The organism is Haloarcula marismortui ATCC 43049 (genome assembly GCF_000011085.1).
Classification (GTDB): domain Archaea; phylum Halobacteriota; class Halobacteria; order Halobacteriales; family Haloarculaceae; genus Haloarcula; species Haloarcula marismortui.
On sequence record NC_006393.1, the window covers coordinates 1 to 25,295 of the forward strand.

General features: G+C 54.0%; 18 protein-coding genes and 4 pseudogenes. 11 read left to right on the top strand and 11 right to left on the bottom strand.

Annotated elements, in window-relative coordinates; genetic code table 11:
• Positions 1 to 176: 176 nt before the first annotated feature.
• The 4 genes and pseudogenes from RR_RS00825 to RR_RS21780 all read right to left on the bottom strand — a co-directional run.
• Positions 177 to 1,310 (bottom strand): ABC transporter permease, encoded by a 1,134-nt coding sequence (locus RR_RS00825; RefSeq protein ID WP_004966937.1) that lies wholly within the window; start codon positions 1,308 to 1,310, stop codon positions 177 to 179.
• Entirely contained in the window at positions 1,300 to 1,983 is a 684-nt protein-coding gene (locus RR_RS00830) for an ABC transporter ATP-binding protein (protein WP_004966935.1), read from the bottom strand. Before RR_RS00830 ends, RR_RS00825 begins: the two co-directional genes overlap by 11 nt.
• Entirely contained in the window at positions 1,980 to 3,047 is a 1,068-nt protein-coding gene (locus RR_RS00835) for a hypothetical protein (protein WP_011222274.1), read from the bottom strand. Before RR_RS00835 ends, RR_RS00830 begins: the two co-directional genes overlap by 4 nt.
• Before the next feature lie 665 nt (positions 3,048 to 3,712).
• A pseudogene (locus tag RR_RS21780) lies at positions 3,713 to 3,889 on the bottom strand (IS4 family transposase); the annotation flags it as partial.
• A 29-nt stretch (positions 3,890 to 3,918) separates the two neighbouring features.
• Here RR_RS21780 and RR_RS00840 point away from each other — a divergent pair.
• From RR_RS00840 to RR_RS00860, 5 genes and pseudogenes are all read left to right on the top strand, one after another.
• Positions 3,919 to 4,329: pseudogene (locus tag RR_RS00840) on the top strand (helix-turn-helix domain-containing protein); the annotation flags it as partial.
• Between the two features lie 210 nt (positions 4,330 to 4,539).
• Positions 4,540 to 5,364, top strand: a complete 825-nt coding sequence (locus tag RR_RS00845; protein ID WP_011222276.1) for an IS5-like element ISHma11 family transposase — start codon at positions 4,540 to 4,542, stop codon at positions 5,362 to 5,364.
• Positions 5,365 to 5,529: 165 nt separating this feature from the next.
• Positions 5,530 to 6,127, top strand: a pseudogene (locus tag RR_RS00850) (IS630 family transposase); the annotation flags it as partial.
• Positions 6,128 to 6,400: 273 nt separating this feature from the next.
• The gene (locus tag RR_RS22730; protein ID WP_232508504.1) at positions 6,401 to 8,032 is read left to right on the top strand and encodes a COG1361 S-layer family protein; all 1,632 of its coding nucleotides are present in this window, start codon (positions 6,401 to 6,403) and stop codon (positions 8,030 to 8,032) included.
• A 3-nt stretch (positions 8,033 to 8,035) separates the two neighbouring features.
• The gene (locus RR_RS00860) at positions 8,036 to 10,543 is read left to right on the top strand and encodes an efflux RND transporter permease subunit (protein ID WP_011222279.1); all 2,508 of its coding nucleotides are present in this window, start codon (positions 8,036 to 8,038) and stop codon (positions 10,541 to 10,543) included.
• An 88-nt stretch (positions 10,544 to 10,631) separates the two neighbouring features.
• Here the strand turns inward: RR_RS00860 and RR_RS00865 are convergent, their stop codons facing one another.
• A complete protein-coding gene (locus RR_RS00865) occupies positions 10,632 to 11,624 on the bottom strand; it encodes an IS5-like element ISHma6 family transposase (protein WP_011222280.1) in 993 nt (330 codons plus the stop codon).
• 92 nt (positions 11,625 to 11,716) lie between these two features.
• Between RR_RS00865 and RR_RS00870 the strand changes: the two genes are divergently transcribed.
• The gene (locus RR_RS00870) at positions 11,717 to 12,496 is read left to right on the top strand and encodes a TrmB family transcriptional regulator (RefSeq protein ID WP_011222281.1); all 780 of its coding nucleotides are present in this window, start codon (positions 11,717 to 11,719) and stop codon (positions 12,494 to 12,496) included.
• Between the two features lie 908 nt (positions 12,497 to 13,404).
• Positions 13,405 to 13,554: a hypothetical protein gene (locus RR_RS21225; protein ID WP_232508505.1), complete on the top strand. Its 150-nt coding sequence runs from the start codon at positions 13,405 to 13,407 to the stop codon at positions 13,552 to 13,554.
• A 333-nt stretch (positions 13,555 to 13,887) separates the two neighbouring features.
• Here RR_RS21225 and RR_RS21230 read toward each other — a convergent pair.
• The 4 genes and pseudogenes from RR_RS21230 to RR_RS00885 form a co-directional block, all read right to left on the bottom strand.
• A pseudogene (locus RR_RS21230) lies at positions 13,888 to 13,983 on the bottom strand (TRAM domain-containing protein); the annotation flags it as partial.
• 548 nt (positions 13,984 to 14,531) lie between these two features.
• The gene (locus RR_RS22010; protein ID WP_011222284.1) at positions 14,532 to 16,217 is read right to left on the bottom strand and encodes a hypothetical protein; all 1,686 of its coding nucleotides are present in this window, start codon (positions 16,215 to 16,217) and stop codon (positions 14,532 to 14,534) included.
• A gap of 50 nt (positions 16,218 to 16,267) precedes the next feature.
• Positions 16,268 to 17,566, bottom strand: a complete 1,299-nt coding sequence (locus tag RR_RS00880; protein WP_011222285.1) for a tyrosine-type recombinase/integrase — start codon at positions 17,564 to 17,566, stop codon at positions 16,268 to 16,270.
• Between the two features lie 319 nt (positions 17,567 to 17,885).
• Complete coding sequence (locus tag RR_RS00885; RefSeq protein ID WP_232508506.1) at positions 17,886 to 19,658, bottom strand: transposase; 1,773 nt, start codon at positions 19,656 to 19,658, stop codon at positions 17,886 to 17,888.
• Between the two features lie 247 nt (positions 19,659 to 19,905).
• Here RR_RS00885 and RR_RS00890 point away from each other — a divergent pair, with 247 nt between their 5' ends.
• From RR_RS00890 to RR_RS00905, 4 genes are all read left to right on the top strand, one after another.
• Positions 19,906 to 20,685 (top strand): ParA family protein, encoded by a 780-nt coding sequence (locus tag RR_RS00890; RefSeq protein WP_011222287.1) that lies wholly within the window; start codon positions 19,906 to 19,908, stop codon positions 20,683 to 20,685.
• On the top strand, positions 20,682 to 21,077 hold the full coding sequence (locus RR_RS00895) for a hypothetical protein (RefSeq protein ID WP_011222288.1): 396 nt from the start codon (positions 20,682 to 20,684) through the stop codon (positions 21,075 to 21,077). Before RR_RS00890 ends, RR_RS00895 begins: the two co-directional genes overlap by 4 nt.
• A 117-nt stretch (positions 21,078 to 21,194) precedes the next feature.
• Positions 21,195 to 21,560: a hypothetical protein gene (locus RR_RS00900; protein WP_011222289.1), complete on the top strand. Its 366-nt coding sequence runs from the start codon at positions 21,195 to 21,197 to the stop codon at positions 21,558 to 21,560.
• 144 nt (positions 21,561 to 21,704) lie between these two features.
• Complete coding sequence (locus RR_RS00905; RefSeq protein WP_011222290.1) at positions 21,705 to 22,385, top strand: IS6-like element ISH17 family transposase; 681 nt, start codon at positions 21,705 to 21,707, stop codon at positions 22,383 to 22,385.
• Positions 22,386 to 22,517: 132 nt separating this feature from the next.
• Here the strand turns inward: RR_RS00905 and RR_RS00910 are convergent, their stop codons facing one another.
• Both RR_RS00910 and RR_RS00915 read right to left on the bottom strand, forming a co-directional pair.
• Complete coding sequence (locus RR_RS00910) at positions 22,518 to 23,048, bottom strand: hypothetical protein (protein ID WP_011222291.1); 531 nt, start codon at positions 23,046 to 23,048, stop codon at positions 22,518 to 22,520.
• A 9-nt stretch (positions 23,049 to 23,057) separates the two neighbouring features.
• Complete coding sequence (locus RR_RS00915; RefSeq protein WP_049938447.1) at positions 23,058 to 23,642, bottom strand: DUF7437 domain-containing protein; 585 nt, start codon at positions 23,640 to 23,642, stop codon at positions 23,058 to 23,060.
• Positions 23,643 to 25,295: the final 1,653 nt, after the last annotated feature.

Sequence of the window (25,295 nt, forward strand, 5' to 3'; positions counted from 1 at the left end):
TCTGCACCACCGCCGACTTGGACGAGATATCTATCGAACGCCAGAGGAGAACCATACCGCAAGCGCTGCTGTACCGAGTACACCGGCGCTCCGGATTGGTTCTTAGACTACGTATAGTTCGGACGAGATAGCCCACGGAGGCCGATGATGTTGCGGCATCGATGCCGCAGGTCTGTTTAACCACGTAGCGCGTCAACTGGTTCCTCGCTCGCTGCTTTCCAAGCTGGGTACAGCCCGCTGACGATGCTCGTTAGCACCCCAAAAGTGAATGCCGCGCCGACGTACCAGACGTTTGGCAGCCTGAAAACGGCCATCGCATCGCCGACAGCGTAATGATTAATTGCGAGTCCGGCACCGACACTCAGAGCCACGCCAACGATACCACCGAGGAATCCGAGCAGTGTCGCTTCCATCAACATCACTTTGAGGATATCTCGTTTCTGGTAGCCGACCGCTCTAAGGACGCCGATCTCTTCCCGACGTTCGACGGTGGACATCAACATGACGTTAAGAATCGAGATACCGGCCACGAGCAGCGAAATCGATGCGATACCGGCGAGGACGGTGTTGATGATCTGGAACTGCTGTTCAATAGTGTCAACGAGCGAGCCTAGTTCCTGAACGGAGACCCGCTGCTCACGATCGTTGAGTGAGTCGCGTATCCCCATGGCCGTCTCGTTGGCTCGCGTCCCAGTCGACTCAGTGATGTACACTTCCGAGTAGCTACGCTCACTGAACGAACCCACCGGCATAATGATTCGATTGTCGGGGTTCGCTGAGGAGAACGCGTCGCCTTCTTCCAGCACGGCTCGGATACGGACGCTGGTCCCGTTGACAGTGATCTGACTTCCTGGATGCAAATCGTGCTCTTCCGCGACATCTGACCCGATGAGCGCGCCGGTCCGGAACGGAGACACCCGCCCCTCCTGGGCCTCGTACAACGCTGCTGGATTCTCAACGCCGTATATTGTCTCACTGGCGGCGTCCTCGCGGTTGTACGAGACCGTCCCAACGCGCGTCTTTACCGGTGAGACAGTCGCTGTCGGGCTTGCTTCTCTACGAATAGTGCGGATGTCGCGCTCGGTGAGTTCAGTAACATTTTCGCCGGAATTTGGGTACACCGTGAGCTGGTTGCCGACATTGCCGAGGTTCTGGGTGAACGAGTACTGGAGCGCAACGCCGAACATCCCCAGCGAAGCGATGGCGACGACGCCGATGACGATGCCCAGCGACGCCAGCAATGACCGCATTTTCGTTCGTGTGAGGTTGCGCCGCGCCATCAACGCGGCCGGGAAGAACCTACCCGCCATTCTTTCGCTCTCTCCCGATGGTGCCGTCGACCAGATGGACGGTTCGGTCGACGTACTCATTGACCAGATCGTCATGGGTGACTGCGACGATTGCCACGTCGTCCTCGTCGGCGATGCGGCGGAACTCGTCGAGTATCTGTCGCCCGGTCTCGCTGTCGAGATTGCCCGTCGGCTCGTCGGCGAGTACGACCTTCGGGCTGTTGATGAGCGAGCGCGCGATGGCGACGCGCTGCTTCTGGCCACCGGAGAGTTCGTCGGGCTTGTGATCCAGTCGGTCGTCGAGACCGAGCCGCTCTAAGAGCGTTCTGGCCCGCTTTGTGACTTCCGGGTCGCTGTCCAACAGCAGAGGGACCTCGACGTTTTCGACGGCAGTCAGCGTCGGCAGGAGATAGAAGTGCTGGAACACGAAGCCGACCGTCCGCTTGCGGAGCGCGGTCCGCTTGCTGTCGCCGAGACCGGTCACATCCTGCCCCTCCAGCAGGACGGTCCCTTCCGTCGGCGTATCCAGCAGCCCAAGGGTATTCAGCAGGGTTGTCTTGCCACTGCCGCTGGGGCCCATAATCGAGACGAACTCGCCGGCCTCGAGGGCGAAATCAATACCCGCCAGCGCGTAGAGGGTCTGACCGCCGGTACGATAGCGCTTGACCAGTCCCTGTGCGTCGATGACCGTCATACCTCGATTTCATCGTCACCACTTCGGTAGCGGCGCACGAGGACACCAACGACGACCAGTAGCGCCAGTCCGCCAGCGATGAACACCGGCAGCATACTGTTCTGATCACCGCCCCCGTTGTCGCTGTCCTGCTCGGACTGCTGTGCCGAACCGCCCATCCGGTCGAGGTTGACGTCGAACGTTTGTCGCTTCCGCGTGTCGTCAACGAGATATGTCACCTCCAGTGGCACCGACGTGACATTCCCCTCCGTCCGTGCGTACACGTCGAAGGAGACGAAGTCACTGGCCGGAACCGTCCCGACGAAGTAGTCACGGTTTGGCGTCGCCGGGGTGACGTTCTCGGTATCGGCGACGCTGACGAGGACGCTGTCCGCATCTGTCGAGCCGACGTTGCTCGCACTCCCGGAAATCTGGAGGCGCCCGCCCTGACGGATCACGTCCAGCCCGGTGAGGTCTATCGTCCCTGGGACGGACCGGAGCGTCGTTTCGGCGGTCGTCCGCTCCGTTTCTGTCCCGAGTTCGTACTCGGCTGTGACGGTGACGTCCGCCCGAGGTTCGTCCGTCGTGGCGTTCAGTCGCACTTCTTGGGTCGTGCTAGTTGAGATATTCTCGAGCAGTACGCGCTGGAACGACGCGTTCGCAGACGTTGCATTGACAGTGACATCTGAGAGCGGCGCGTTGGCCCCGTTAGAGACGGCGACTCGCAGCGCGCGGTCGGTGCCGCTGCCGACTGCAGTCGTATCGAGTTCCACGCTGTTCCGGAGTGGGTCTGAGTCGATGACTTTCGTCTGGGTCGTAGTGCGCGTGATGTCGTCACCGACCGTGTAGCTGACCGTCGTGGTCAATTTGTGCTCTCCAGAGGACTCTGGCCGGAACCGGAATGGGGCGGTCATAGAACCATTCTGAGAGATACTTGACGCTACTGTTCTGCTCTGTGTCATTTCAATGTCGTCGCCCTCAACGACGATCTCGACATTTGTTATCTGGGAGTCAAGACCGTTTGCGACCGTGACTTCACCGGTCGATTCGACGCCGGCAACGGAATCGTTAGCTGTGAGGTCCATCTGCGGGTGACGCTCTTCAACGTTCAGTTGTACCGGATATTGGAATTTGACGCTCGTGCCTGTCCCGGGGTCGCGACCGTACACGATGACACGGAGATCTTTCGTCCCTGCCGAGTCAAACGTCGCCGTCAATGGCACTTCCAACGTGCTGCCCGGCGAAATCGAGCCTAGATTCGAGGCACGCTCGATAGCACTCAAGTCAGAGCGCCGGATCACGATGTCGTTAATTTTGAGCGGTGCATCACTACTTTCGAGATTTCGGACTGTCGCGTGAAATGTGACGGGTTCACCTGGTGCTGGTGATGAAACTGAGATGTCAACGTCTGCGATGGAGGCGTTGATGTTTGCACCCGCGACAGATACAGGAAATAATCCGACAACAATAAGACAAGCGAGTACGGCTGCAGTACCTCGCGTCACGTAGGTTCCCCCCTCAAAGGGAGTTTTATGTCGAACCAACTGCTCGGCAGGAGGGCCGCATCGGAGACCACTAGCATATAGGTCGCTCCGTTTCGGTCGGTATTAAATATACTGCACATACCTCCGCAGGGCATTGTCTAGTTGAACGCGCTTGAGAAGCGAGGAGGCCGTAACGAGAAGTGCCTATGCAACTCGCAGACCTCCTCAGAGATTACTCAAATTGCGCACGCACCATCGGTTCTAGTTTAATGGCGGTCAAAGCCGAACTCACCTTGTTCAACCTGCTCACGTAATCGATCTCTGTGTGGATTTGGATTTCGTGACGCCCACAGCGACAACTCATCCAAATCCGGTAGCTCATAACCCAACTCGATCATAGGGTACAACTGGATCAGATGAGCGTGGCGTTCAACGGCTATAGTAATCGTTAGAACTTTTTGCCCGTAGTACGTTGAACGATTTAAAGGATCATCTTGACGGGATCTCCGTCAAGGAACTTCAAGACGCTCTCGACAATGTGGACGGAAACAAGCCGACACAACGGTTGTTAGCGGCGATCGCATACAAAAATGGCGTCACTCAGACCGAACTTGCTGCGTGGCACGACACCGGTCGAAGAACGATCTATAGCTGGCTCAAGCGACTCGACACTGACGAGTCGCTTGAGCAGGCTGTAACTGATGATAAGAGAACTGGTAGAAAAAGAAAGTTATCAGGTTCAGAGCAGCAAAATTTCCAAGAGACTGTTCACGAACCGCCCGAAAAAGCTGGGGTCGACGCGCCGGCGCTCGCTCAAGACTATCTCGAAGAAACGCACGGTGTCACCTATTCAATCCCGAACTGCCGGCGGTTGCTGAAAGAAGTGCTCTGTTGAATAGCGGCCTCTGAGCCACACTGAAACTATCTTGGTCTTGAGACCACTAGCGTCAGCTACTAACGAGCAACTCAAACTCCGACTACCCCGACCAACACCGCTATTCAACAGAGCAGAAAGAAGTGCCGCGTTGAATAGAGATCTAATCGGCGGTTATCACGGGTTAGAAGGACGAAGCCGAGGAAATCAATTCTAGCTATGGAAGTCAATCTCCTCGACTTCGTTGAGCAGTGTCGGCAGCTAGTCAAACAAGCGTTGGGGAAGCACGCGGGCGAGCCCGCCAGCGACGGGTTCGCCCGCTGGAAGCACGTCGTTCTCCACTGTTTCCGAGTCGAAGACGGCCACAGCTACCGTGAAACACCGAATCGGCTACAGTATATGACCGATATTTGTGATGCACTTGGTCTAGATCCGGACGATCTACCTGACTTTACCACGGTCTACAAGTCATTCGACCGGCTGGAAATGTGGGTGTGGCGGGCGCTGCTGCGCGTTTCAGCGCAGCAGCACCCGCAGTCTGGCCACGCCGCACTCGATAGCACGTTCTTCGACCGCCGCTCAGCCTCATCATACTACCGCCAGCGGTCGGGAAGCAACGTTCAAACACTGAAAGTGACGACACTAACCGATAGAGAATCTCTTGCTGTCCTTGACGTGCACATATCTGCCCGGTGGAAACACGATACGAAGACCGGGACGCAGGTCGTCCGCCGGAACGCGGACGACCTGCTGTCCGTGGCTGCAGACAAAGCCTTCCACAGCTGGATCACGAAATACGAGTTCTACGCGCTTGGCGTCGAACCACTCATTTTACAGCGTGGATCAAGACCGTTGACGCTAGGACACAACGCACTCATCCGGACAAAAGGCTACTCTCAACGCTGGATGGCCGAAACATCGTATTCGACAACGAAGCGCTCGCTCGGCGACACCGTGCGAGCGCTCGGCTGGTATCGACAGTTCCGTGAGATTGTCCTGATGTTCGCCATCTCGAACATAGAACCGCTCTGTGAACCACTCTAACCGCGACTCAGCATCTATTCAACACGGCAGAAAGAAGTGCTCTGTTGAACAGCGGTGTTGGTCGGGATGGTCAGAATTTGAGTCGGGTTGTTAGGGGCTGATGCTCATGGTCTCAAAGCTGATGTCAACTTATTTTGGCTCAGAGGCCGCTATTCAACACGGCAGAAAGAAGCGGGATTGAGTTATCAGAAACCGCGCCGGAAAGCCGCCGAAGCCGACGAAGACGAGCAATAAAAGTTCTACGGCACTCTCAAAAAAAAAGCGGCGGGATATGGACGCCACCGTAGTCTGTATCGACCAGACCAAGAAATCCGTGCAAGTCGAGCCGCGTGCCGCGTGGTTTCCGCGCGGCACGCGGCCGAGCGTCGAACTGTCCGGTCAACTCGACTGGACGTGTCTGCTCGGCGCGATCACCGAAGACGGCGACTGCTTTTTCTCCCGATTTACCGAATACGTCACCGCCGATCACGCGAAACATTTCATTCTCGCGTTATGCGAAGAATTCGAAGAAGACTTGATCGTCGTGCTGGATGGTGCGCCGTACTTTCAGGCGTCGGACGTCACGGACCTGGCGGCCCGTGACGACCTCGCCTTCGTCACGTTGCCGGCGTATTCGCCGGAACTCAATCCTGTCGAAGAGTGTTGGCGACAACTCCAAAACGCTCTCAGCAACTGGTTCTTCGACTCGCTTGAGCAACTGACCACCGCGATCGATACCGCTCTCGACCAACTGTCGCTTCCAAAAGTGAGCAATTATTTCTAATGACTACTATAGAACGGATGGCTGAAGACGCACAGAAAATCCATCAAGAACGACCGATTCTCTAGGAGAGGCTCGCTACTGCAACGCAACAGGGGGGATACGTATTAAATAAATACGAATGGTGGGGCCACTAGCACTATCAAACAATGAGAAAACATTCTTAAGGTTCCTAACACAGTCTGTATGTAGGTATGTACAAACAAGCCGACTTGGCCCCAACCCAGGAGATGTTTTCAGCGCGAGTGTGTCCGAATGAAGTTACTCAGGTGAACCGTGATCTATAATCACGTACGTTCTATTGCGGTTGCAGCTATTCTTTCTGCCGTGCTTCTTGGTTCAACTATCGCTCCAGTAACTGCACAAACAGCGGGGAATTCTGGACAAGTAATTGGATCTCCAGATATTGATCTCAATGCCCCCACCCAAGAGTTTGAACCAGGGACTCAGGCAGAACTTAGGCTTGAAATAGTAAATAGAGGCTCAATTAGAAAAGGAGGCCCTGCAGAGTATGAAAATCGCATCACAACCGCTCGTGGTGTCACAGCCGATGTTAAATCTGGATCCGCACCAATTGAAATAAATACTGGCTCAGTCAGCATCGGAAATGTACCAACAGGGACAGCATCAGCTCCACCTGTGAACATCACGATCAAGGATAGTGCGGAACCAGGGACATACCGAGTTCCGGTCAAAATCAGCTATGCATCTACTCGGAGTGTCAATTACGATAGCTTTGGACCCGAATACAACGATTTCGACCGGAGTCGAACAGAATATGTGACGATTCGTGTGCGCAGTCAGTCGCGATTCGATATTGTCGACTCAACAACTACTTCACAAGTCGGTGACCGCGGAAATCTCACTGTAACGATAGAGAATGTTGGTGACCGAGCAGCACGGGACGCGAGCGTTGCTGCAGCGTCTTCCAGCGATGAACTTCTCTTTGGGACCGGATCGAAGAGTTCAACGGCAAATATCGGGTCGTGGGAGCCAGGCGAACAACGCGTCATCGAATATACCGTTGAAATGGTTGACGACGCTACACTTCGAGCATACTCTGTTGATCTCACGGTGAACTACCGCGACATCGACGGGATTGACAGGTCCTCTCGACCGCTAACTACCGGAGTGCGACCGACTGCTGAGCAGTCTTTTTCAGTTACAAACGTCTCAACAAATCTTCGCGTCGGTGAAGAAGGAACAGTTTCGGGAACAGTTGTTAACAACGGGCCCGATGCGGTTACAAATCCAGTCGTGATGTTCTCTCCATCCAACCCAAACATTGTAGTGGACTCCTCAGAATACGCGATTCCTGACATTGCTCCAGGTGAGCGTGCTAACTTTGAGTACACCGTAACGGTAAGTGACGCAGGAAGTGCCAGCGTTCAGCAATTCAATCTCACAACTCGTTATCGGAACACCCGCGGCGATGTGCAGAGAAGTGATGGATTAGAGACAAGAGCAAGAATTGAACCCAAGCGCGACAGATTCATTATTAAAACTGCTACAGATGAAATTGCGGCTGGGAGTGACCAAGCCGTAACGATACAAATTACGAATAACGGTGAGCAACCACTACAAAACGTCGAAGCAAAGGCGTTTGTTGAAAGCCCCCTATCCAGTGATAACGATGAGGCGATTGTCACATCGCTGGCGGCAAATGAAACAGCCGAAGTTACCATCGCACTCTCTGCAGCAAGTGGTGCGTTGCCGAAAACATACCCAGTCTCACTTGACTTCCAGTACGAAATGCCAGATGGCGACTCTGAAGTCTCGAAAACATATACCACCGCAATTGTCGTAACAGAACCTGAAGACAGCGGCTTCCCACTCCCTCTTATCTTGGGCGTGTTCGTCATTATTGGGGTCGCTGGAATCGGTGGCTGGCGGCGGTGGTCAAGCTAATCCATGGATTTCGAGCTCAACTACCAGCGGTATATCGACATTGCAGACCACTGGATTGCGGATCGGCCAAAACAGGTTATCCTCGTTTTTTTGATCCTGTCAGGCGTGTTTGCGACTGGCCTTGGGCAGTCTGGCACAGAGTCTGGGACCAGTCAATTTGTCGACGATGTTCCGGCAGCCGATGCGTTGGACGAAGTAAACAACAACTTTGAGCGAATCACATTTGAGGGTGACACAGGGACGACACAGCTAATCCACTCAGGCCAGAATGTCTTGTCGAAGCCAGAATTACTGCGGATGCTTCGAGCGCAGCATCGGCTGTCAAAGAACCCTGAGATACAGGTCGAATCCACCACAAGCGTCGCACAGGCAGTTGCCAGAACCCTTGATCCGTCTGCAGAAACATTCGAAGAGCAGATCCGTGTCGTTGAAACCGCGGCACCGAGTGAGATTGACCAAGCTGTGCAAACAGCCGCTGAGCGAAATCCACAATTTCGGGCCAGTCTCAGTAACGACTTCAATGCTCGTTCAGCCAGCGCTTCGGCAACAATCGGGATTGTTACACATCAACTGCAAACCGAAACCGACAGCGGTCCAGGTAGCAGCGGATCAAGTCCACTCACTAGTATACAGCAACAAGCAGTCTTTATTGTTGATTCCGTCGGCGGTGACATCACTGTTTTCGGCAGTGGCCTCACATCTGAAGAGCTGTCATCAGTGATAAGCGATTCACTAGCTCTAGTAGTACCCGCTGCAGTCGGACTGATCCTGTTTTTCCTTATCATCGCTTATCGCGACCCTGTCGACCTTCTATTAGGTCTGGTAGCGTTAGCGATGGCAATTCTCTGGACGTTCGGCTTTATGGGCCTGGCAGGCATCGCGTTCTCACAGCTGTTAATTGCAGTCCCTCCCCTGCTACTTGCGGTCGGGATTGATTTCGGCATTCATGCGATTAATCGCTACCGTGAAGAGCGGATCCAGGGATACGGGATTCAAGAGTCAATGCGGACCACTACGGATCAGTTGCTCGTCGCATTTGCTATTGTCACTGGGACTACTGTGGTCGGCTTTGCTGCAAATATGAGTAGCCCATTGGGATCGATTCAAGACTTTGGCATCGTCGCTGCCATCGGCATTGTATTTACATTCCTCATCTTTGGAGTGTTTCTTCCTGCAAGCAAGGTCTATGCTGATCAATTATGCCAGCGATATCCGATTCCGACGTTTGGGTCACAACCGATGGGTTCGGAGGACTCACTACTTGGACGGGTTCTTTTGGCTGGCGTACACATCGGTAGAGCAGCTCCAAAGACCTTCGTCATCGTGCTGGTACTCAGCACAGCGTGGGTTGGTGTCTATGGCTCTGGAGTTGAGTCGCGGTTCTCGCAGGATGATTTTCTGCCACCCGAAGAAAATCCAGAGTATCTGGAATACTTACCAGCAAGTGTACAGCCAAGTGAGTACACAGTGACAGAAACAACGAATTTCCTTGAGGATCGGTTCCAAACTGGCGAGGAAGATACAACAACAGTGTACGTTGAAGGGTCATTAACAGATGATGGAGCGCTTGAATCTATGTACCGCGCAGGAGACTCTCCACCGGATAGCTTCATCGTTGATGACGGTCATGCCCGTGAAACGTCTATTATTACCGTTATACGATCGTACGCTGATCGAAGTCCCGAGTTCGCTGCACTTGTCGCCCAAAATGACCGGAATGCAAACGGGATTCCAGATGATAACTTGGTAACAATCTATGATGCCTTACTTGATTCACCAGCGCGAGGACAGGCGCTGAATTATATTACCGACGACTATACGTCAGCGCGTATTGAGTACGCTGTTGAAGCCGACGCAACACAGGATGAAGTGACTTCTGACACTCGCACTGTTTCGGATCGCTTCCGGTTTAAAGCAACCGCAACTGGCGGCGTAATTGTTCTCAAAGCAGTTTCAGACGTGATTGGTGAGTCAGCGTTGATTAGTCTCGCTCTTGCTCTCGTGGGGTCTGGTATCTTTCTTATTATCGCGTATGCCGCGCTCGAAGGCCGGCCCCTTCTTGGGGTAGTTAACCTCCTACCTATTGCGATCACTGTTGCTGGCATCGCTGCAACGATGCGTTACCTTGGGATTCCATTTAATGTCCTAACGGGAACCATCCTCTCGATCGGGCTTGGGCTTGGAACAGACTATTCTGCGCACCTGATCCACCGGTTCTCAGAAGAATATGAACGAGGTACAGATGTCTTTATCGCACTCACTACTACAGTCCGCGGTACTGGTGGAGCGCTTACCGGTTCGATGTTAACAACAGTATCAGGAATCGGGGTGCTCGTAATTGCAATCACACCAGTGCTTGGACAGTTCGGCATATTGACCGGGCTGACAATTCTTTACTCGTATCTTGCATCGATAATTATTGTCCCCTCTGCACTTGTGATCTGGTCCCAATTCGTTGAATCTGATATCACTCGGTTCCTGTCTGGAAACAACTTTCGGGTGAATCAATGAGCGAACTCCATTCAAATATGATTGGATACACAATGTTCAAAGATCGGATAATAACAGTACACACGATGAGGGTGTCATAGAACTCTTCTCACACCGTGATGATCGTGCTTCCCGGATTGTCTCCGCGTTCGTAATTGGTGATTGCGACGACCAGGCGAAGACACAGTGCGAGGAAGACCTGCGCTCGTGCGTGGGCGCGGCCTCGGGCGTGCGTTCGCCCGAGGCCGCAGTCCTTCACTGATTCGTTGGTTCGTTCCACTCCAGTGCGGCGATTGTACGTCTGGTTTAGTATCGATTGTTTCAGCTGTACATCCTCGCTGTGTTTCTCAATGCGGTCCTCGACCCTGTATTCGATATCTTTCGGGTCGTCAGCGTTTCTAGCATTGTACGGGGCGACTGGCACGACCCCTGCGGCCAGCAGGTGGTCGTGCCAGTCGAGGGTGTCGTAGGCGCTGTCACCGACCATCCAAATCGGCTTGGCGACGGCGAGCGCGTCACAGGTGACGCGCATCGCCGTCTCTTCTGGCGCTTGTTTGCTCTCGGTGAACTCCGCTGCAATCGGTATTTTTTGTCCGGTCGAAACAATCGTACAGCCGTAGCCGTAGTAGTACTCTTCATCGGTTGGATCGTAGCATTTCGACGCATCTTGGTCAGCGGGCATCGCCCTCACGTCGGTTGAATCGATGCAGTAGGTCAAGTCGAGCAGGCCGCGCCGGGCGGCCTGCTCGACGAGGTGGTCAAAGACTTCGTCGACGACGTGTTCGAGGTCAGTAAGGAACCGATCGACCGCGTCTCTTGACGGCGGTCGATCGAAGCCACAGCTCAGCCAGACAACCGTGTTCTGAAGCTCCCGCTCAGCAGGACGAATTCCGTAGATATCACGGTAATAGCAGTGGAGGAACCCACGCAGCATCTCTGGTGGTTTATGCTCTCGTGTTCGCCCCGTCTCCGCCGGGGCGAACACGTCGAACTCGCCAAGAAACTCGAAGGAGAGATGCTCAAACAACGCTAACGTCTCGGTCTCCGCGACATTGAAGAACGACTCTACCGAAGGCTCATTCTGCAGGGTCGCTGAGTCCATACCACCTCAGCATTCACCCTGCTCTTTGGTGTGGTAACTGTTCTATGACACCCTCGTACACACGATAGTAAAGCATTCGGAGAATCAATAGAATGAGCGATAACGAAGCAACTGAGTCATTGAAAGAGCTAGGGTTATCAACGTATGAGGCACGCGTGTTCATTACACTCGTTGAGATTGGGAGCGGGACTGCCCGTGAGATAGCTTCTGTAACCGACGTTCCCCGGCCGCAAGTATACACGACAGCACACGATTTAGAGAGTCGCGGGTTCATTAGCATCCAGCAGTCGAATCCACAGGTATTCCAACCTGTTTCACTGGATGAAGCAAAAGCACAGCTTGAAAATCGGTTTGAAACTCAGCGTGATAGTGTGTTTGATTATCTTGAGTCGTTGGAACCTGCTACTGGAAACGAAGCCGAAGAGAACGAAGATGTCTGGTCAATTACTGGAAAAACAGCTATTACCGAGAGGATTGCTAAACTAGCTTCCGAAGCGAACCAAACAATTCTATATGGTAGCCCAGACCTTGTTGACCCAAGCCCAGATTTGGTAACAGCACTGGAAGCAGCGTGTGAGCGTGGTATCGGCGTCACACTACTTGCAAAGAGCGGTCAGACAATCGATAGTTCGTGGATCGATAATGACAATATCGACATATTTTATTCTTCCCAGGTCAATCAAAGTAACGAGTATGCTGAGCGGATTCTGATAGTCGACCTTGACGTGTTTTTACTTAGTATTCGCGGCGGCAAAGCAGATGATGAAACCGCCGTTTGGAGTGCGCGGACCACTTTCGCACAGATATTCTGCCAATTAACAATTGGGAACTTCGAGGAAATTACCACAGAGACTCAGATAAAGTCACCATAGAGCCTGTCGAAAAATGTTTTTTGCCGGTATATGGGGCCAATTAATGCTATAGCCGATGCTAAGACCGTAAGATTCGACTCAAAATTGTTTTTCGACAGGTTCCATAACTCCTATCGGTTTCGTTACGGAGCTCATCAGCTTCGTCACCCTCGGTCGCCTCAAGTTGGTCTTTCAGCCCTTGCAGGCGTGTCTCTTTCTCTTGATGAAGTAATAGAACCACTACGGTGTGAACGGGGTTATTACAGGCTACTTGATAAGAATTTTTCGCGTTGGGATATTGGCGCCGAATATGCCTTCCGAGCCCTCCAGCGGTCCAACAGCTGCACCGCGACAATCAGGAATAGCGGCCCCGCCCTCACGTACGGAGCGGATTCAAGCATGGATGTCGGCGAATACCCTGCCAGTTGAGATACTACTAACAGCACTATCGGTTGCAGTCTGGGTGATCGCACTGCCGGTCGTAATTTTTGGGTCATTTACCGCGTTAGGTGGCGATACGTCAATCCTCAGCGCCGGAATAATGATTGTCGCTGCTGGCTCCCTTGGCGTAATTGTACTGGCGGCATGGGTACTAATTCGCACCTTCATCGACATCCGAAATCATGGACTTCCACTCCGTGGCGCGGATAGTACCCGGGCTATCGCGTATGACGGAATTCAGAGTCTGAAAGCGGTCACAGCTGGGGTTTTTGTCTTGTCCCTGCTTGAGTATGGCGTACTCTCTCTGACTGTTCAGTCTGGGCCTACGTTAGTGCTCCAACTGATCGGAGTGTGCGGCATTCTCCTGCCTGATCTCGTTCTTATACATGGTCTCGGGGCATTCATTCGATACCTTTTTATTTGAAATAAGTATCAGTATAAAGTGGAACTAAGCACATTCCTGTCAATCATGGCCAGACGAAGAGTTAGTGCGTTCGACGAGCAGCCAACTACGGTCGAAGTTCACGGCGATACAACAGTCCGTTTCACTGGAGCCGCTCTCCGAGCGTAAGACAGATGCCTCGTCCGAGCAGTCTGAGTTAGCCCGGGGCGGCGAGTCCATCGAGCATCTCATCTGATGACCGGTATGTTGTTGGGACCGCTACTTGACATTCTTCAACGAATCAATTTGCATCTCAGGTACAGTAGACAAACTGGTATTGGTTGCGCACCGATAACAAGCCAATTAATTACGGGTGGTACATCAATATCTAGCAAATAACCAGCAGGTATATTAAGTTACAATAAAATACGGATATGTGCCTCGAGAAAGCGTCGAAACTGAAACCGATAACCCCGTTGAAAAGCACATCCGGCACGCTCATCAGCAGACCGATGATGACAAAGTGCTTTATTACCTTCGTGAAGTACTGCAACTCGTTTACGCCAACGAGGAATAGATCTAGGACAGTTTACTCAGAGGAACTGCCCCGTGTAACAACCTGAGCGAAGGCGACGTTTTCTCTAACATCGGTAATCTCTACAGTAACGCGCTCTCCAACCTCAGTTGATCACATCAGGTTAGAGTAAGCGTCTGCTTGGCGAGGATATGCAGTCTGGCGGCGCCCCGCACTAATTGATGACGGTTCTTCCGGTAGCTGTCCATCGGGCCGGACAGCGGTCGTCAGTGGTGACACTGTCGCGTCGGCGGTAGTGCGCCGCCGACAGCGACGATCCATCCCGAAAATCATGCTCACCAGCGGTTCGAAGATGCTCCACAGCTAGTTCAGTTTGGTTCACCGTCATCAGACGGGATTACGCGGCTGTCGATGTGATTGACTAAGTATGTGGCAGGACAGGGTGTCGCGAAAAGTGCTAACCAACAAGACCCCGAAAAAACGCGCAGTTGTTGGTTAGCTACCCGCCCGGATTTCTAACCGTCATTTGTTTCTCTCCTTAATCCCCTCAACGAACCATTCAGCAAGTGCGTAAGCGGTGGTAACAGGGATAGTGATAGCGAGCACTACGAATATGATTCATCGACAGTCGGGCCAGACTGAGTTAGCGAACTGGAGAACACGAGAGTGCCAGTAGCAAGGACGCCGCCGACACTACCTCAGAGATTATCCAACGTTACTGTTTTTTCACTCCCGTCTTCAAACCCGAGAGTCAACGTCACTTGCGAGCCAGGATCCTCATTACTACCGAATCCACCAAAGCGATTATCCCTGAACTCAGTAATCGTGTATTCTGTTTGCTCACCATCTGAGACCACCTCATTTGATTGGAGTTGCACCGTGGTTCTCAGTGGGACGGGACCATCAGTCGAGTCGTATAGACTTCCGGTACGACTACTCACAATCTCTGGGCCTGCATCATCCCAAGACCATCCTCTATTAAAAACAGCTGAACCGTTTCCAACTTGATCTACCTGGAAGTTCTCAGCATCGCGAATTGTAATATTTTGTATACTAACTGGAGAAGACCCGGTATTTTCTAGAGTGAACTTTACAGTGTCTTGCACACCACCACCGTCGTTATTACGGGTTTTTCTGGAACTGACTATCTGAGCGCGCTCTGCACTGGCTAGCGGTGCGATGTTTACGATTGTCGAATTTGTGGGGCCCTGTGTTAGGTTCCCATCCGTTCCACGGATGGATAATTCGTGGTGGCCAGTAGCCCAACCAGCGGTATCTATGGATCGGTTAACGTCTTCTTTCGGCTGATCGAATTCTCCGTCTGAAGCGGACATATTAGACCGCCGGTTGGGTGCTCTATTTGTAGACTTATTCGATGACCACTGAGCTTGGATAATATCATTCCCTCCTCTTCCTTGATCATTAACTACTGCTGTGAGATTGAACGAATCGCTTTTTTTTACAGATACTTTATCGGTTGAGATACGTGGTACCTCAGGTCCTAGTGTATTTCCACTCCGACCTTGATTACCATTTCCTGCGCTATATTCGGGGCTATTGTCCGGATCCTTTCCAACACCGACCGGGGAGCATTTAATATCATAGTCTGCAGTATCAAAAACTATCGTCACTGCTTGTCCACTTGCGGGTGTGACTTCATCAACGTGAGATGCCCTGTTCTCGCCGCTTCGCAGGATATCTTTCCACTCATTTGCGGACAGTTTCGTTGGGACTGTTAAACTAAAATCGCCATTATATGATTTTTCCCCAGTCTTGTTGCCTTGGAATATAATGGGCTCTCTACCTCCACTGCTTCGATCATATTCACCCACAAGAGGATATATATGAACTGTTGTACCACTAACGAGTAACTGATCCGTCTGAACAGATCGTCCTTCAAACTCTCCAGTAGTATATGTTACTGTACTTTCAGTAGTGACAGACCCGACGCTATCCAAGTAATTATAGTTCGGTTCATATGTCACAGTACTTGTATTAACAGTGCTAAGACCGCAAATTTCGGCTATCGTAGCACTTGGTGGCCCGTCTTGCAAAGAGAATGTATTGCTAGCTTCTCCAATGTTGCTTACCCGCAACGAGCCTGATGATTGCCGAGGTTGGGCAGCGACTAACCGCGCAGGATATGATGTGCCAAGCTGTACCGAAGCCGGCACTCTATTACCATTTTCCCCGGCAGAGATTATGCTATTCCGGATCTCTTGCAACTCTCCTTCAGTCTGAGTTGCATGATTAAATTCAATCCTCTCATTCTGACTTGGAATCACATATGCTTGGTGAATACTAAAAGCAACTATAAGAATCGCAAAAAGCAGAACCGCGCCGACTTGAACCGATTGTGCACGCTCATCTGTCCAGAAGTCCATCAACTCAATTTACCAACCTATAGATATATGTATTTGGTATTTATATCGGCTTATTCGCAGCTAAATGCATTGGATAATTTCTCCCGCATGAACCCCCGCCGGAGTTCACGCTTTCGCTCGTCGGTCAGGTAGTCCTCGAACACCACCTTCGCGCTCGCACTGCCCTGCTCGTCGGCGATATCCTGGACGTGGGCCAGCAGGTCCTCGGTCGTTCGCGAGTAGGCGTCGTACCAGAACCGCCGACCCATGTGTGGCTTCCGGGCGACGCCGTCGATCTCCTCGGGCACGCCGGCCCTGTCGGCGAGTTCGTGGAACCACCCCGCGATGGTCGTGCCGTCGACGTGGCCGGTTTTCGAGCGCTCCGAGGGGAACAGATAGCCATCGACGCGGGAGAGGTGCCAGCGAGCGATGTCTTCGCCGAAGACAATAGCGACGGTCCCCGGCCCGTTCTTTCGCTCGTCGAACTGGATATAGGGGTCGTCACCGTTGAGATGGAGCTGGTCCTGGTGCAGCGCCGCGACTTCGCCCGCCCGGAGGCCCCAGCCAGCGAGGGCAACAACGAGCATCCGGTCGCGGCTGGTGATGGCGGCGTCGAACATCGTCCGGACGTGCTCGGACTCGAGAGCGACTGGATCTGTGTCCGACGAGCGCGTCCACGAGAACCAGTCCTCCGCGCCGTTGGTGGGATTGACTGTCGCCACACGGCGCTCAACAAGCCAGCCGTACCACGTTCGGATTGCATCGTGGACGCGCGCGATGGTCGACTCAGCGAACTCTCCGGACATGTAGGCGAGGGTCTCCCGGCAGCGGTCGACGGCTTCGGTCCCGGTGATGTCGCTGTCGGCGTCGACGGGCGAGAGGAGATCATCGGTTCCGTGGCGTTCTCGGTAGGACCGAGCGTAGCGGGCGAGCCGATACCGGATGGTCTCGCGGGTGCTATCGGTCCAGTCATCTGCGGCCGCTTGCTTGGCGTCGAGATACTCTTGAAAGGACTCGCGGGTCTCGTCGTGCTCGATATCCCAGTCGTAGCCGCTGGTTTCGGTGTCGTACCCGAGTGTGTCCGACCAGAAGGTGGCGAACGTCGTGTCGTGGTACTCTTTCAGCGCGTACGTGAGCCCACGGAAGCCGTTGTTCGAGAGCCACTCGTAGGATGGCCTGTCGGTTTCGGGGTCGAAGTCGTCGCGCCGCAGCGCCGGCACGACCACAGCCTCGTAGGCGTCGGCGAGCTGGCCCTCGGTCAGCAGTGTCCAGGGAACGTCGTCGGCGGAGTGCCAAGGCTTCGTCCGCTCAATCCCGGGGGAACCCTCGTGCTTTCCCGGTTCTGAATCTGAATCAGCCGATTTCGGCATACACAGCTAAACACACTAAAACCTGATAGTTCTGTTGCCACAGCAGACCTGTAACGGACTTATGGCTCTACGGTGGCTTAGCAAATATTGCTTTAAAGTGTTTTTCGCTATACGAAATCCGCATGGTGGCGCTGCGAATGCCGCCGAATCCGTGCACGAGAACCACCTCTCTCGGTGGAAGTCGGGCCAGTGTACCAGCTGACCAAGAAGTTACGACCGCTACTCAGCGGTGGTGAGTAGCGGTCGGACAGGAGAGACCGGGCAAATCAGTCGACTTTGACAGTGATGCCTCTCACGAAGGGCTACCACGGACCGGGATTTACAGCAATGCGCTCACCTCCCGGCGAAGGAATGCACGAAACCGCGGGGCCGTCACCCGCGGTTTCGTGCGAAACTCCACGACATCGATCAATGTCTGGACCAGAAAGTCCACCAGCAACCACAGATCGTACAGCAGGACCGCGAAGCCGAAGTGAAACAGTCGAACCGAGAAGTCCGTCGACGTCGTCCACGGCGCGAATTCCTTGATTTTACTGTAAGCCGTTTCCATCCCACCTCGGCGTCTGTACCGAGTGATCTGTTTCTTAGTCCAGCGCCGATCGAGACGAATCTCGTCGTCGAGGACGAGATTCGTCGCAAACGTCTGGACTTCGTCGTGATCCTCGTCGGGAGGAAGGCCGACGAGCGTCGTCTCAGCCCGTGTATTACTGACGTCGTGTTTGACTGGACCGTGAACAGCATGGTCGTCTTTGACCGTCACTTGCTTGTTCCCATCTACGTCCTCGTCCATGCGCGCGATGAACCGCTTGACGCGGTCATCGCGCGGGGCCGGGATCACGTACCGGATGTCTCGCCATTCGAGAGAGGTGAAGACGTCGGTGGCGTAGAATTCTGCATCGCCGTAGAGTCGGCGAACATTGATCCGGCACTCCTCGGTGACGTGATCGACGAGTCGGCGAACGACGTCGCCGACTCGATAGGATTTGTCCTCTCCAGGGTAGGCGTCGGAATCGTGGTAGTCGGCGTTCCCAACCGGAAGCATCGCGGCCGCGAAGTGAACGTTGTCCCCGACAACGTTCGCGGTCGCGAACTTGTGACACCAGTCGTAGGATTTGTCGTCAGGGGCTCCTTGCACCCGGATCAGTTCCTCGCGATCCCCGTAGAAAGCGACGTAGGTCACGTCGATCGACAGCATAACTGGTGTCTCGAATTCCATCCGGGGCTTGGCCCGCGTCAAGACGCGGGCCGCGCCCTGGTTGACCATCTCGGTGATGTCCGTCGGAGAGAGGTCCTTGATCGCTTCCAGCAGCGTTTCACCGCTCGGGCCGTCCTCGTAGAATGGATCGTCCAAGTCGGGATCGGGATTGACGTAATCGCCGTAGGTCTCGGCACCGCCGTTGGCGGCGGTGCCTGTGACCCCGAGACAGGCTTCGAGGGTGAGGAACTCTTCGTCATCGTAGATGGGATCCTCGGGTCGATCGAACTCGAAGGCCGGCAACACGACCGTCTGAAGTTCGTCGAGGAGATCCCTGGTTTTCCGCCGAAGGAGGCGGTTGACAGTGCGCTTCGAGGAGCCTGTCGGCTCCCCGGAAGCGCGCTCTTCGTAGGGAGTGCCGATCGGACTGCCGCGTTCGGTAGCCAACTGCTGGATCTGGCGAGCAGTCGTCTCGATCGTCGACGTGAGTTCGGCGAATCGTCCAGTATCTGCTCTGGAGATCGTGCTTCTCGACGGGGGATCGCCGGACTCGAAACCGAGTTCGGTCGCGAGGTCGGGATCAGCGTCGAGCGTCCGATGGAGCCAGCCATCGGACGTGTCTTCGAGTTCCTGTAAGAGCAGAGCGGCGAACATCGCCTCGAACGGCTTCGAATCGTGCCAGTCAGGAACTGGATCGCGGCGTTCGTAGCGACTGAAATCGAGTTGCGTGACCAGGTCGGCCGCGACGGTCGTCTCGTCGACGACCGCCGCGGCCTGTTCTGTCAGCGGCAATGTCTCGATGGAGATCGGATCGATAGCTTGTAGACGCTCGTCAATCGATCGCCGGTCGCGACTGTCACCAGCAGCCGCAACCGGATCTGACCGGTTCTTTGTCACATCGGGGGACATCTCGTCCCCCTTCGGTCAGTCGATCGATGTCGAGATCCCGTGCACGGATTCTGTCATTCGTAGCTTCAGCGCATAGATTCTTTCTGACAGGAATAGGATCTAGAGATAGTCAGACAGTCGATATCGTCCGTTCCGTGATTTAGTCTTTCACTCGGTACCAAGGGTGTCAGCGTTGTCTGACGGTAGTACTAAGTCAGCATAACTTGTTAAACAAGATTAGAGGGTTTAGTTAACTATGTCGAATAAACCATATCGGTTGGCAGTGTCGAACCAGAAGGGCGGCGTCGGAAAGAGCACGGTCGCATTGAACATCGCCGGAGCGCTGGGCGAGCGCGGCCAGAACGTATTGCTCGTTGATCTGGACCCGCAGGGCTACCTGACCAGCGGCGTCGGTCTCGACGACGAGTACACTACTCCATCGCCGAATCTCAACGACGCACTGAAAGCGCCCGGCGAACACGCCGTCGACGATCTCGTTGTCGCCCACGAGGAGTTCGACGTCCTCCCGGCGAACATCGACATGTTCTCCCTGGAGCAGGAGCTCGTCAGTGGGATGCGCGGCCGGGAGCGATTGTCGATGCTGCTGGAGGATGTGACTGGCTACGACTTCCTTGTCGTGGACTGCCCGCCATCGCTGGGGCTGTTGACCGACAACGCGCTACTCGCCTGTGAGAACGTCCTGATTCCAGCCGAGGCCGAGGATACGAGCATCCGCGCCGTCGAGTTGCTGTTCAAGCAAATCGACTCACTCGAAGACAACTTCGGCGCGTCTATTCAGGAAGAGGCGCTGGTCGTCAGCAACGTCGACTACCCACTGGATGGCGAACAACAGGGGATGCTGGAGTGGTTCGACGATACATTCAGTGATCGAATACCGGTGTTCGAAATCCGAAGTCGTGCTGTCATCAAGCGGGCGTTCAACGCGGGCCACAGTATCTTCGGCCACGACGAGGAATGCGACCAGGCTGACGAACTGCTACGAATTGCGGACTACTTCATCGAGGAGCAATCATGAAAGACAGAGACCAGGCCAAAGACGAGATGTCCGAACGACTCGGCCAGCGATTCGGCGACGAAGAGGCGGATAAATCCGATGAGAGCGATAAGTCCGATAAACCAGATAATGGAGATAAGAATGTTAAACAAGATAAACAAACTATGAAGGCTAAATCAGATAAATCTGCTAAAGACTATAAGGACGTTTGGGGAAGTAAACTGATTCATCTGCCAGACGGGCTCATGGAGCCGGTCGACAACGAGTTCGACCGGATGAAATACGAATGCGACTGGGACGTGAAGAAAGAGCGCCACTACTACCCGGTGGTCGTGGCACGCGGGGTCGAGGCAGTGCAAGAGATGTCCAGTTCGGAGTTCACCGACGCTGTGGAATCGCTCGGATTACGATAGCTGAGACGTTCTTTTTGCGTGTTACACATGAAACAGTGGGGGTATGAACATTCGAAACACGGTGTGGACAAGCTAACCAACACAAACGCTATTCTGCCCGGTCGTGTTGGTTAGCGTATGAGCGACGAGGAGTACGCCCACCAAGCGCTGTCGGCGCTGGAACGCATTGACGTCGAGGGGCTCAGCCAGGACGGTCACGATGCGCACGAGGACGCGATCGCCACCGTCGACGAGCTGGCCGGGCTGCTAGAGAGCGATGACGGGGTCGAGGACCAGAACAGCGTGGACACACCCGAGGAATGGGCCAACGACGAGGACGACTGGGACGAGAAAGTAGCCGACGCCTACGAGCAGGCCGAAATACCACGCTCGAAGGGCACGGTGACAGTGAAGAGTATCGACGATCGCGAGTACTACTACTTGCAATGGCGCGAGGGTAACAAGGTCAGGAGTCAGTATGTCGCGCCGGTCAGGCCGGCGTAGGGCGTTTTGCTCCGGAAACAGTGGTGTGGAAGAGTCAAACAATCGTTGTGGGTCTAACTTGTTGTTGGGTGCGAGAGTTATCCCCGAGGGCACTGTCTAGTTGAGCGAGTTTGAGAAGCGAGGAGGTCGTAGCGAGAAGTGCCTATGCAACTCGCAGACCTCCTCAGAGAAACGTTAGATGAGGACAGCCAAGACGTTTGGGAGAATGAGCGCACTCCGACACCCGTCCGGCGATTTGGGGTGCGTCTCCATACTGCGGGGCTGTCGATCAGGGAGACGGTTGCGATCTTAGACTTGCTGGGTGTCGATCGTTCTCACGGCGCGGTCTGGAATTGGGTGCATACACTGTCTGAAGCACAGAGCGACCCGCCGACGGCGTCGCCGTCGCGGGTCGCGGTCGATGAGAAACAAATCGAGATTGACGGCGAAAAGAAGTGGTTGTACGCCGCTGTCGATACCGAATCAAAGCTGCTGTTTGAAGTTGACGTGTTCAGCCGCCGCGGGACTGACCCCGCGGCGGCGTTCCTGCATCGGCTCACTCAGAAACACGATGTCGCCGATTCAGTGTTTCTCGTTGATGCTGGCGGCTATCTGACTGCCCTCTCACGTCACGATTTGAGCGGTCGGCTCGACTACCGAATCCGGAACCACATTGAAAAGTGGTTCCAGACTGTGACCATGCGCATCGACCGCTTTCACTCCTTCTGGAGGGGCAGTCAATCAAGCGCGAAACAGTGGTTACGACGATTCAGACACCACTACAACCACGAACGGCCGAACCAAGCTCTTGACGGAAAAACGCCAGCTGAAGAGATTCAGAACTAGACAGTGCCTCCCCGAGAGAGGGTTCAACAAGGCGATAAATCCGACATCGGCACGTACATTCTACACTACTGCGTACCCCTAGCATAAGTGCAAACAGGAACGAAGACAGAGCCTGCCTCACCGACAACCCGATTACGTAATCTTGTTGATCAACTCGAATCCGTCTCTGAACTGGATTCGACCTTCGAAGCCGTTGGCTGCAAGTGCGGCGACAGTTCCTTCACCAGCATCAGTATCCGTGGTCACAACACAGACGTATCGAGCGTCGCCGCTCTCAAGAAGGGTCGCTGCAACAGCGCCAAGGGCCGTATCTGCCTTCTCAATCTGGTCCTCCGCTCGATTCGATGAGCGAGCAATGTATGACCGGATGTCATCCATCACCCGAGAGACTGTGCTGTTCGCGTAGTCGGGTTCGGCAGCAATTCGAACCCAGCCAGCATCGAGTGCACTGTTAATCGGCGTCTGTCCCGGTGTGCTGCGGTCTGGTGCTCCGCCGAGTTCCGCATAGACGCGCTGGGGAATCACGAACGTGAGGTCGTTCTGAGCGGCGAAGCGCTCGAGAGCAGCGTATTTATTATTCTGCTGCCGACCACAGGCGATGAAGAATCCCGTATCTGCGACCCACGCCACGGACTCCTGAAATGGGTCAAATGGCGTACTCATAGGTGTCCGTCAGTCCTCCGCTGACGGTGGGTGGTCGCGAGCGTTCCGGATATCCTCGAAGTGTGGATCAACGGTTTCCATGTCCTGAACCACATCTCGGAGCGCATGCAGGACCGCAATCGCGAAGGCCTGCTGCAGATCGAGCTCCCGAGCTGCGACTCGTTCAGACATCTCACCGTTAGCATAGGGGATGGCATACGTGAGCGCAGCCGCGAGTTTGCCGAGCCCGTATCGTTCCATGAGGAGGTCGAGGTCCTGATCGTGTGGTGAGCGACCGACCGCCTCGATGAGAGTGGGCGTGACGGTATACTCGTCACCGTCCAAGTCTGCAGTCAGCGTGATCGGGACAGCGGAATACGTGTGCGTCTTCTGCTCTTCATCTCGGGTCAGGACACCGAGGTCGACGAGTGTCCCCATATCCGAGTACGCTGTCGTTCGAGGAATCTCTACCGCAGCGACGATATCGTCGATGGTTACGTCGCCCTCGCGGAGGACAAACGTGTAGAGCCGGGCCAGGCGTGGCTCTTCCAGCAGTTGTGCAATCGATAGGAGCCCATTGATAGCTCGTTCTGGGTCCCCGGCAGCTTTCGACATACAATTCATAATTCATGTATTGGGTAATAGCTGTTGGGACGGCGTCTTCAGCGCTGGCGGTATGTGTTCCAACCAATGTTTAACGCACTTCACCACCCAAGTACAGCACCCTAGTCCAAGGCGCGATATCCGAGTGTGAGATACGTGGATAGCGACTGCCACTCAGCCGCCCTATCAGAGCTTCACGCCGCACTGACGCTAGTCGTCAAGGTACGCATCAAAGTCCCGAGCAGGTGAGTGAAATCCAGCCTCGTCGATCCAGCGTTTAAGATGCGTGTCTGCGGTCAGTGCTGTAATGCGACCCTATTTTATTGTTCTAGCTCGATTTACACAACTACGATGGCCTCGTTGTTAGCCGCTGAGGGTACAGAGTACTGCCATCTCTAAGAAGTACACACAGTCAACCTGCCCCGGCGTCAAAACAGGTGACAGTTCGTGCGGTTTCACCATGTTCTATAGAGTAGACCTGACACTCTCGGCGTATCAGTTCGTGATGAGTGGCCTTTACCCCACGAAACTTTGTTTGTATACGGTGGTTTTATTACCGCAGTACTCACAAATTGTGATGGTTAAGCTGGGCTCCAGATTTTCTGGTAGCCTACTTCAGTTTTCCAAGAGATATTGGTATCATCAAATATCACCGCCGGCAACCCCTGTCCACTTCATCTGGATGCTCTGTCTATGTCCGGTGGTTTTGGGATCTTGGTTCTACTTTCACCTCGGTCTGGACAGTATTAAGCAGAATCGACAGCATCTATTCCGTTGTATGCGGCTATCGTTTCACGCGTCACCAGCACAGTTCGTCAAGCACCGTAGCCAGGAGTCCAGAGATTGCTACGGCACCGCCGAATCGCAGACAAGAAGGATTAAACGCTATCGATGGATACGTATTCGGTGACGAAACGGCAGAAAAATAACCTTACACCGGCCATGGAGCCCAGCTTAACCATTGGATTCTCCACTGGACCGGTTGACCAGAGGATTCAATGATAAAAAAGCGATCCAGACAGAGAGGACGGGAAGTTGATGCAGGTGACAAAGAAGATAGTGCGCAAACCAAGAGCCGACGTACGTGGGGTGGGCAGAATGAGTAATGTGCAGCTCGCTATGTTCATTCTCGGCCTGCTTAGCATAGCTGCCACCACGTTCTTTGGAGGGATAGCGATCGGGAGAATCTTGGATTAGCGTCGTCGCGGAATAGAGTGGATGAGAACTGGGGCTTCGTCGGACGGTAGTCAAGCCCCAGTATGACTCTTTTAACAACAGGCTATGTTCGATTCGCCAATAAGACGATCACCAAGCAGCCTTCATTTTGCGTCGGCCTCCAAGCAACGCAACGTATCCTGACGAGCTATCTGACGGTGTTGTCAGAAGCCGACGGAAGAGGATGTCAGATAGAATCGTTCGTACCCAGATATCTGCTTCTACACCTCATGGAAGGAAAAAAAGAGAAGTTGTTTCACGTTACTCTAACGAAACGAGAACAAGCGGAAGTTACGAACCACGTTCGTGTGGATTTTATCGCAGGGAAAGTGGGGAATCGGTAACCGCTCTTATGGATCGCCTCTATCTGACACGCTACTCGCGAGCGCGCTGACAACACTGGCAGAATCCATTTCAGCCATCAGGGGCCACTACCGTTGCTGAGTCAGC

Bases quoted from the DNA above. Each gene is read 5' to 3' on its own strand.
- RR_RS00890 (WP_011222287.1), top strand. From the start codon at position 19,906: ATGTCGAATAAACCATATCGGTTGGCAGTGTCGAACCAGAAGGGCGGC.
- RR_RS00910 (WP_011222291.1), bottom strand. From the start codon at position 23,048: ATGAGTACGCCATTTGACCCATTTCAGGAGTCCGTGGCGTGGGTCGCA.
- RR_RS00845 (WP_011222276.1), top strand. From the start codon at position 4,540: ATGGAAGTCAATCTCCTCGACTTCGTTGAGCAGTGTCGGCAGCTAGTC.
- RR_RS00895 (WP_011222288.1), top strand. From the start codon at position 20,682: ATGAAAGACAGAGACCAGGCCAAAGACGAGATGTCCGAACGACTCGGC.
- RR_RS00915 (WP_049938447.1), bottom strand. From the start codon at position 23,642: ATGTCGAAAGCTGCCGGGGACCCAGAACGAGCTATCAATGGGCTCCTA.
- RR_RS00900 (WP_011222289.1), top strand. From the start codon at position 21,195: ATGAGCGACGAGGAGTACGCCCACCAAGCGCTGTCGGCGCTGGAACGC.
- RR_RS00905 (WP_011222290.1), top strand. From the start codon at position 21,705: ATGCAACTCGCAGACCTCCTCAGAGAAACGTTAGATGAGGACAGCCAA.
- RR_RS00880 (WP_011222285.1), bottom strand. From the start codon at position 17,566: ATGCCGAAATCGGCTGATTCAGATTCAGAACCGGGAAAGCACGAGGGT.
- RR_RS00835 (WP_011222274.1), bottom strand. From the start codon at position 3,047: ATGGACCTCACAGCTAACGATTCCGTTGCCGGCGTCGAATCGACCGGT.
- RR_RS00870 (WP_011222281.1), top strand. From the start codon at position 11,717: ATGAGCGATAACGAAGCAACTGAGTCATTGAAAGAGCTAGGGTTATCA.
- RR_RS00860 (WP_011222279.1), top strand. From the start codon at position 8,036: ATGGATTTCGAGCTCAACTACCAGCGGTATATCGACATTGCAGACCAC.
- RR_RS00865 (WP_011222280.1), bottom strand. From the start codon at position 11,624: ATGGACTCAGCGACCCTGCAGAATGAGCCTTCGGTAGAGTCGTTCTTC.
- RR_RS00830 (WP_004966935.1), bottom strand. From the start codon at position 1,983: ATGACGGTCATCGACGCACAGGGACTGGTCAAGCGCTATCGTACCGGC.
- RR_RS00825 (WP_004966937.1), bottom strand. From the start codon at position 1,310: ATGGCGGGTAGGTTCTTCCCGGCCGCGTTGATGGCGCGGCGCAACCTC.
- RR_RS22010 (WP_011222284.1), bottom strand. From the start codon at position 16,217: ATGGACTTCTGGACAGATGAGCGTGCACAATCGGTTCAAGTCGGCGCG.